The following is a 7,295-nucleotide window of genomic DNA, read 5'->3' on the forward strand; positions in this document are numbered from 1 at the left end:
GCGGGAGCGCCGGCGGCCGAGCCCGTGCCGGGCCCCGGCGCCGCCCTGCTGTCAGAAGGTGCAGGTGGGTACGTCGTCCAGCCAGGCCGGTCCCTTGATGTAGATGTTGGTCACCCACGCCCGGTAGTCGGGCAGGTAGGACCACGCGTCGTTGGTGTAGCCGTCCGAGGTGACCGACTCGGCCCGCTTCTGGCACTGGACGCGGATCGTCGTCGAGTGCGGGAACGCGTACACCCGCGCTGCCTTCAGCGCCGGCTGCGCCTTGGTCCAGACGCCCTCGCCCCAGGTCCGGAAGACGTGCCCGGTCACCGGCCCGGTGTTGACGCGCACCGCGCCGTAGTAGCTGTCGGTCAGCCTGACGTCGGCGGCCATGAGCCTGGTACCTGACTGCCTGGCCTCCACCATCCGCCCCGCACCGAGGTAGAGGGCGATGTGGTGCAGCTCCTGCGAGGTGCCCCAGACCAGGAGGTCACCGGGGAGCAGCGGCGCCAGACCGTCGGAGGCGGAGAAGCGCCGTTCGGCGCGGTGCGTGTAGTACTGGGCGCTGGCCACACCGTTGAGGATGTCCGTGCCGGTCGCTCGGGCGTAGGCGTGGCGGACCAGTCCGGAGCAGTCGAAGCCCATGCGTTCGGGGTCGTGTTCACTGGCCGGGTCGGTGGGGTCCACCTGGCCGTAGGTGGGGCCGGGTTCGGGCCCGTGTCCGCCTCCCCACGTGTACCAGACGTTCGCCGCGACCTGTGCGCAGGCCTCCGTGACGGCGCGTTCGGCCGCCGCGGAGGCGCCCGGTGCCAGGACCGCGCATCCGCTGCCGGCGGCGGAACCGGCAGCCGGGGCGGCGACGGCGTGGGCGGGTGTGAGGAGGAGAAAGGCCAGTAGTGCGCCGAGTACGCCGAGTGGAGCGGAGCGGCGGAGCATGCGGGACCCCTTTTCGTGGTGTGGGTGACCGACGCCGACGGCTGGTTCGGTGTCGCGCCGGACCGTGCGGGCGGGTGGGCGGCGGCCGTCGGTGTGCGTGACGTCCGTCCGCTCCGGCCCGTGTTCAGCAGCCTGCGGGGCCCCGGGCCGTGCGTCGAGGGTGGCGCGTCGCCCTGTCTGGACGGGCAACGGGAAACACCTGGGAAACCGCCGCTGGGACGGGCGTGGCGGCCACCGCTCGTGCTCAGGGCGGGGCGCAGGTGCTTCCGCGGTGGGCGGGGCGATCGGGCAGGAGCGCCGCGCGCTGTGCGGGGGCGAGGCCGGACCGCAGCCGGCAGATGCTCGCCAACCGGCTCCGCACGTCGAGGTTCCACAGGCGCACGGTCCCGTCGTTGCTGCTGCTGGCCACCGCGCGTCCGTCGGGTGAGAAGTCGACGCCCCACACGGCGTTGGTGTGGCCGGTCAGTTCACCCCACAGTCGGCGGTCGGAGACGTCCCACAGGCGGACCGTGCCGTCGTTGCCGCTGCTCGCCAGGGTCCGGCCGTCCGGGGAGAAGGCGAGGCCGCGCGCGGAGCCGGTGTGGCCGGTCAGGGTGGCCACGGGGCGCTGCCTGCGGACGTCCCACAGCCGCACGTGCCCGTCGTTGGCGCTGCTCGCGAGGGTGCGCCCGTCGGGGCTGAACGCCACGCCGCGTACCGCCCCGGTGTGCCCGGTGAGGGTGGCCAGCGGGCGGCGGGCCTCGACGTCCCACAGGCGCACGGCCAGATCGTCCCCCGCGCTCGCCAGGATGCGTCCGTCCGGGCTGAAGACGACCGCGTTGGCGAAGTCCGTGTGACCGGTGAGCGTGGCGAGGTGCCGGCGGCTCGCGACGTCCCACAGGCGCACGGTGCCGTCGGATCCCGCCGAGGCCAACGTCCGGCCGTCCGGCGCGAACGCCACCGAGAACACCGTTCCGCTCCGGCCTTCGACGGTCGCCAGGGGGCGGCGGTCGGAGACGTCCCACAGGCGGACCGTGCCGTCGGATCCCGCCGAGGCCAACGTCCGGCCGTCCGGCGCGAACGCCACCGAGAACACCGTCTCGCGGTGGCCGGTGAACGTCGTCACGACCCGTCTGCGGCGGACGTCCCAGAGGCGGACGGTGTGGTCGGCGTCGGCGGTGGCCAGCAGTTCTCCGTCCGAGCTGAACGCGGCCTGCCAGATCTCGGTGAAGGGGCGGGACGTCAGGACGGAGGCGCGCAGGTCCCACAGCGCCACGGACTGGTCGAACGAGGCGGTCGCCAACACCGCGCCCCGGCTGTCGACGGCCACGCCGAGCACGTAGTCGGTGTGGCCGGCGAGGGTCGAGGTCAACCGGCCGGTGCGCACGTCCCACAGCCGGGTGGTGCCGTCGCCGCCGCCGCTGATCACCGTGGTGCCGTCGGGCGTGTAGGCGACGGCGTTGACGTCGTCGCTGTGCCCCGTGAGCGTCGCGCTCGTCCGGCGCTCAGCCACGTCCCACAGCCGCACTGTCCGGTCCACGCCGCCGGTGGCGACGGTTCGCCCGTCGGGCGCGAACGCCGCGCCGAGCACGTCGTCAGTGTGCCCGCGCAGGACGGCGAGCGGGCGTGCCCGGGCCACGTCCCACAGCCGCACTGTCCGGTCGGCGCCACCGGAGACGAGGGTCCGGCCGTCCGGGGCGTAGGCGAGGCCGTTGACCCTTCCGGTGTGGCCGGTGAGGGACGCGACGGATCGGTGGCCGCGTTCGGTGTCCCACAGGTGGACGGTTCCGTCGGCTGCCGCGGTGGCGAGGGTCCGGCCGTCGGGGCTGAACGCCACCGCGCGGGCGCCGGCGGTGCGGGCGGGGAGGATCGTCGGATCTCCGCGGCCGGAGGTGTTCCACACCCGCACCGGCCCGCCGGTGGCGGTGGCGGCGTGCCTCCGGCTGTCGCGGCTGAAGGCCACCGCGCGGGCTCGCCCGGGAACGGTGAACGTCGCCGTCGTCCGGTGGTCCGCCGACCGCCGGACCCTCACGGTGCCGTCCGAACTGGCCGTCGCCAGGGAGCGGTTGTCCGGCGCGAAGGCCACCGAGTTGACCGCGCCGGAGTGTCCCGCGAGCCGGGCGGCGAAGGACTGGGACTGGGTGCTCAGCAGGGCTCCGCGTGCCTGGGTGGTCGCCTTCGTCCGGTACGCCTCCTCGGCGAGCAGCATGGACGCCTCCGGTTGCCCGGCGGCCAGTGAGGCGGACCGCAGGGCGAGGGCCTGCGAACGGGCGGCCCGCTCCTGGTCCAGCGCACCGGCCCGCTGCTGGTAGGCGAGGCCTCCCGCCGCGACGGCCAGGACCAGCAGGACACCGAGCGTGGCCAGCATGCGGCGCTGCCACCGGGCGTGCCGTCTGCGCTGCTGCCGGCGGCTGTCCTCCTCGTCCTGGCTGGCCTGGACGAAGGCCGTTTCCACCGGACTGAGCCGGCCTTCGCCGAGTTCGTCGGCCCAGGTACGGACGGCGTCCAGCCGGGACCCGCGATAGAGGGCGGACGGGTCGCGGCCCTCGCGTTCCCACTCGCCGGCGGCGTGGGCCAGTTGCTGGTGCAGCAGCAGGCCGGCACGGTCGGCGTGGATCCAGTCGTGCAGCCGAGGCCAGGCGTGCAGCAGCGCTTCGTGGGTGATCTCCACGGTGTCGCTGTCCGTGGTGATCAGGCGCGCCCGCACGAAGGCGTCGAGCGCGGCTGACGCGCCGTCGGTGTCGGCGAGCTGCTCCATCAGGGTGCCGCGTGTCATCCGGCGCCGGGTGGCCGCGGTGTCGTCCGCGACGCGGACCAGTCGGACCAGTACCCGGCGGATCGTCCGCTGCTCGGCCGGGTACAGGCGGGCGAACACGTCCTCGGCCGTGCGGGCGATCGCTCCCTGGATGCCGCCGGTGCGTTCGTACCCGGCGACGGTCAGCGTGGCGCCCTCGCGCTGCTCCCAGGTGGCGCGCAGCGCGTGGGAGACCAGCGGCAGCACCCCGGACGGTGCGTGACCGGTCGCGGAGCGGGGCGCGGGGACGATGCCGGCGCCGTCGTGTGCTTCCGCGTCGTGCACCCCGGCGTCCCGCAGGATCAGCGGGACGAGCCCGGGGTCGAGGGTGACGCCCGCGAGTCGCGCGGGGCGGGTGATCGACTCGCGCAGCTCCGACACGGACATCGGGGGCAGCACGAACAGCCCCTCGGTGAAGACGGCGGCCAGCTCGGGGAGTTCCAGGCAGGCCGCGGAGAAGTCGGCCCGCACACCGAGGACCACGACCGCGGCGGGAACGCTGTCCGTCGGTCCGGCCCTGGCCACCGCGGTGAGTACCCGGACGAACGCGCGTCGCTGCTCCTCGTCGGCGCAGTGCGTGAACAGTTCCTCGAACTGGTCGATGAGCAGCACCGGGCGCGACGGTGGCGGGCCGTGGCCGGGCCGGGACGGGTGGGTGCCGTCCGTCAAGGTGCGGACGGCTTCGAGCAGGGCCTGCGGGCGGTGGCGCACTTCTCGTTCGCTGATGCCGAGGTCACCGCCCAGCACTTTGGCGGTGCGGTCCAGCAGTTCGGCCAGCGGGTGCGCGGTGGGTGTGAAGGCCACCACCGGCCATGCGTCGGCGCCCGCCATGGGGAAGCCGCCCGGGCGGCGGAGTGCGGCGAGCAGACCGGCGTGGAGCAGCGAGGACTTGCCCGCGCCCGAGGGGGCGACCAGCAGCAGCGGTCCTTCTCCGACGCGTCCGAACAGCCGCTCGACCAGAGCGGTCGTGGCGCGCTCCCGGCCGAAGAACCAGCCGGCGTCCTGCCGGGTGAAGGCGGGCAGGCCCCGGTAGGGGCACTCCGGCTGCGGTCCGGACACCGGTCGCGTTCCGTTCACGCCCGGCCCTTCCCTGGTCGCGGTGTCGGTCGGCCCGGCGTCGCGGGCCAGCCGCAGCAACTCGCCGTCCGCGCGCAGCACTTCGTCACAACGGCGTGCGACGTCCACGGTCACCCGCTTCGCGCCGGTTTCGATCTTGCTCAGGTAGCCCTTGCTGTAGTGCGTGCGGCGGGCCAGGTCGGCCAGTGACAGCCCGCGTTGCGTACGGAGCCGTCTGAGGTGTGCGGCGAAGCGTACGTGCGCGCTCTCCGGCAACGGCGAGGCGTTCTCGGTTCCGCGCCCCTGGTTCGGATTCCCCACCACGTCCCCCACGGCACAACGCGCCCCTGGTCCTGAGGCGGCGAGTGCCCAGATTACCGTGGCGACCGGAAGGCCTTTCAAGCGTTTTCCCGGATAGGGCGGAACGGACTTCCCGAACCGCGCCGGCGGCTCGGGAAGCCCGTTTTCCGGACGGGCCGATTACGGTTGCAGGGTGATCGAGTTGATCGGCGTCATGTCCTTGTCGATGTACCCGCCGGGCGACAGGTAGCCCTGGCAGCCGGTGCCGTTGTAGCCGGTGCAGGTGCGCATGGTGGCGCCGCCGGTCTGGTTGTTGAAGATGCGGTAGGTGCCGTACATGTTGCTGAGGTTGTGGGCCCCGTAGGTGTAGTACCTGTGGGTCGGCCGGTCGTTGTTCCAGCCCGCCCCCGGGTACATGCACACGTACCCGGACGGGCACCCGTGGGTGGCCGCCGCGCGGACCTCTGCCTGGGCCTGGGTCGCGGTGACCGTCGTCATGGTGCCGACCGCGAGTGCGAGAGCCGCGGCGGCCCTGATCGTCTTCGAGTTGCGCATGGTGTCCCCTTGCTGCGTGCTTGCTGCGTTCTGACGTTTTCAGCCTGGCCACCGCGCCCGTCCGGGTCGACGGGTTTCCCGTTGCCCGTCGGCGCCGCTGCCGGGAAACCGCCCGTGACCAGGGGCGGTCGTCGCCGGGAGTCGACGCCGGGAAAGGGAGCGGGGCGGTGAGGTCGGTCTCGGAACTTCCCCGCGACCGCTCGGACCGCGATCCCCCGATACCCCGGTGATTCGGCGAGAAAGGCCGTGGACCGACTCCGATGAACCGAAAAGCCGATGTTGGCAATAGGCGGCAGCCGCCATTCGACGCCCACTGCCGCATTCGCTTCAGTGCCTTGATCGGCCGTTTTTTGAGTGTTTCGAAATGCCGCCACGCCCGTTCGTACACCGTTCCCGATCGGGCGACCCCAGGAGGGCCCGGGCTTCGGAGACGCCGGTCACGCCCCGCCGGGCCGGGCGACGGCGGGGCGCGCCAACGGAGCATTCGGCCGACCGGAGGGAAGAAGTGGCGCACCTCACACGCGCACGCGTACCTACTGGTCGGTATGGTCGGAGGGTTCATCGATGACTGGAGGCTTCATGTCTGCGACCAACCGCCAGATCCGTCTTGCGTCCCGGCCCGTGGGCGAGGTGAAAGCGGAGGACTGGGAGCACGTCTCGGCTCCCGTCGAGGAGCCCGGCCCGGGACAGTTCGCGGGCCGCACCCGCGTGATCTCGCTGGACCCGGCGATGCGCGGCTGGCTCGACGACCGCCCCTCCTACCTGCCCCCGGTCGGCGTCGGCGACGTCATGCGCGCCGGCTCGGTCGTCGAGGTGACCGCGTCGAACCACCCGGACTTCCAGCCCGGCGACCACGTGGTGGGAACGTTCGGCGTCCAGGAACACGTGGTGTCCGACGGCAAGGGCGCGCTGAAGGTCGACACCTCACTCGCGCCGCCCTCGACGTATCTGGGCGCGCTCGGCATGCCCGGCATGACCGCGTACTTCGGCCTGCTCGACGTCGGCGCGCTCAAGGAGGGCGAGACGGTCGTCGTCTCCGGTGCGGCGGGCGCCGTCGGCACCATGGTCGGCCAGATCGCCAAGGTGAAGGGCTGCCGCGTCGTCGGTATCGCCGGCGGCCCCGAGAAGTGCGCCCTGCTCACCGACGAACTGGGCTTCGACGCGGCGATCGACTACCGCGCCGGCGACGTCAAGCGGGCGCTGCGCGAGCAGACCCCGGACGGCATCGACGTCTACTTGGACAACGTCGGCGGCGAGATCCTGGACGCGGCACTGACCCGACTGGCCATGCACGCAAGGGTCGTGGTCTGCGGCGCGATCAGCCAGTACAACAACGAGACCGCCGTCACCGGCCCGTCCAACTACCTGTCCCTGCTGGTGCGTCGCGCCCGCATGGAGGGCTTCGTGGTCTTCGACTACGCCAAGCGCTACGCGCAGGCCGCCCAGGAGATCGCCGGCTGGATCTCGGAGGGCCGGGTGAAGGTCAAGGAGCACGTGGTGAAGGGCTCGGTGGACGACTTTCCCCAGACGCTCCAGATGCTGTTCCGCGGCGAGAACGTCGGCAAGCTCGTGCTGGAGCTCGCATGAGCGCCGAGGGGGCCGGGACGTCCGCCCGGCGGGAGGACCAGGCCGACCCGCGTCCGCAGGGGCCCGAGCCGCTGCGCGGGCGGGTCGCCATCGTGACGGGCGGCGCCAG

General features: G+C 73.0%; 4 protein-coding genes. 1 reads left to right on the top strand and 3 read right to left on the bottom strand.

What is annotated here, in order from left to right; translation table 11 throughout:
* Positions 1-51: 51 nt before the first annotated feature.
* The 3 genes from ACYVE9_RS11195 to ACYVE9_RS11205 all read right to left on the bottom strand — a co-directional run bounded on the left by ACYVE9_RS11195 (position 52) and on the right by ACYVE9_RS11205 (position 5,599).
* A complete protein-coding gene (locus ACYVE9_RS11195) occupies positions 52-915 on the bottom strand; it encodes an NlpC/P60 family protein (protein ID WP_461027633.1) in 864 nt (287 codons plus the stop codon).
* A 244-nt stretch (positions 916-1,159) separates the two neighbouring features.
* Entirely contained in the window at positions 1,160-5,020 is a 3,861-nt protein-coding gene (locus tag ACYVE9_RS11200) for an nSTAND1 domain-containing NTPase (protein WP_461027636.1), read from the bottom strand.
* Positions 5,021-5,224: 204 nt separating this feature from the next.
* The gene (locus tag ACYVE9_RS11205; protein WP_461027634.1) at positions 5,225-5,599 is read right to left on the bottom strand and encodes a hypothetical protein; all 375 of its coding nucleotides are present in this window, start codon (positions 5,597-5,599) and stop codon (positions 5,225-5,227) included.
* Positions 5,600-6,178: 579 nt separating this feature from the next.
* On the opposite strand from ACYVE9_RS11205, the gene ACYVE9_RS11210 reads away from it, so the two are divergent.
* A complete protein-coding gene (locus ACYVE9_RS11210; protein ID WP_461027635.1) occupies positions 6,179-7,186 on the top strand; it encodes an NADP-dependent oxidoreductase in 1,008 nt (335 codons plus the stop codon).
* The last annotated feature ends 109 nt before the right edge of the window (positions 7,187-7,295 follow it).

This window comes from Streptomyces sparsus, from assembly GCF_054776295.1.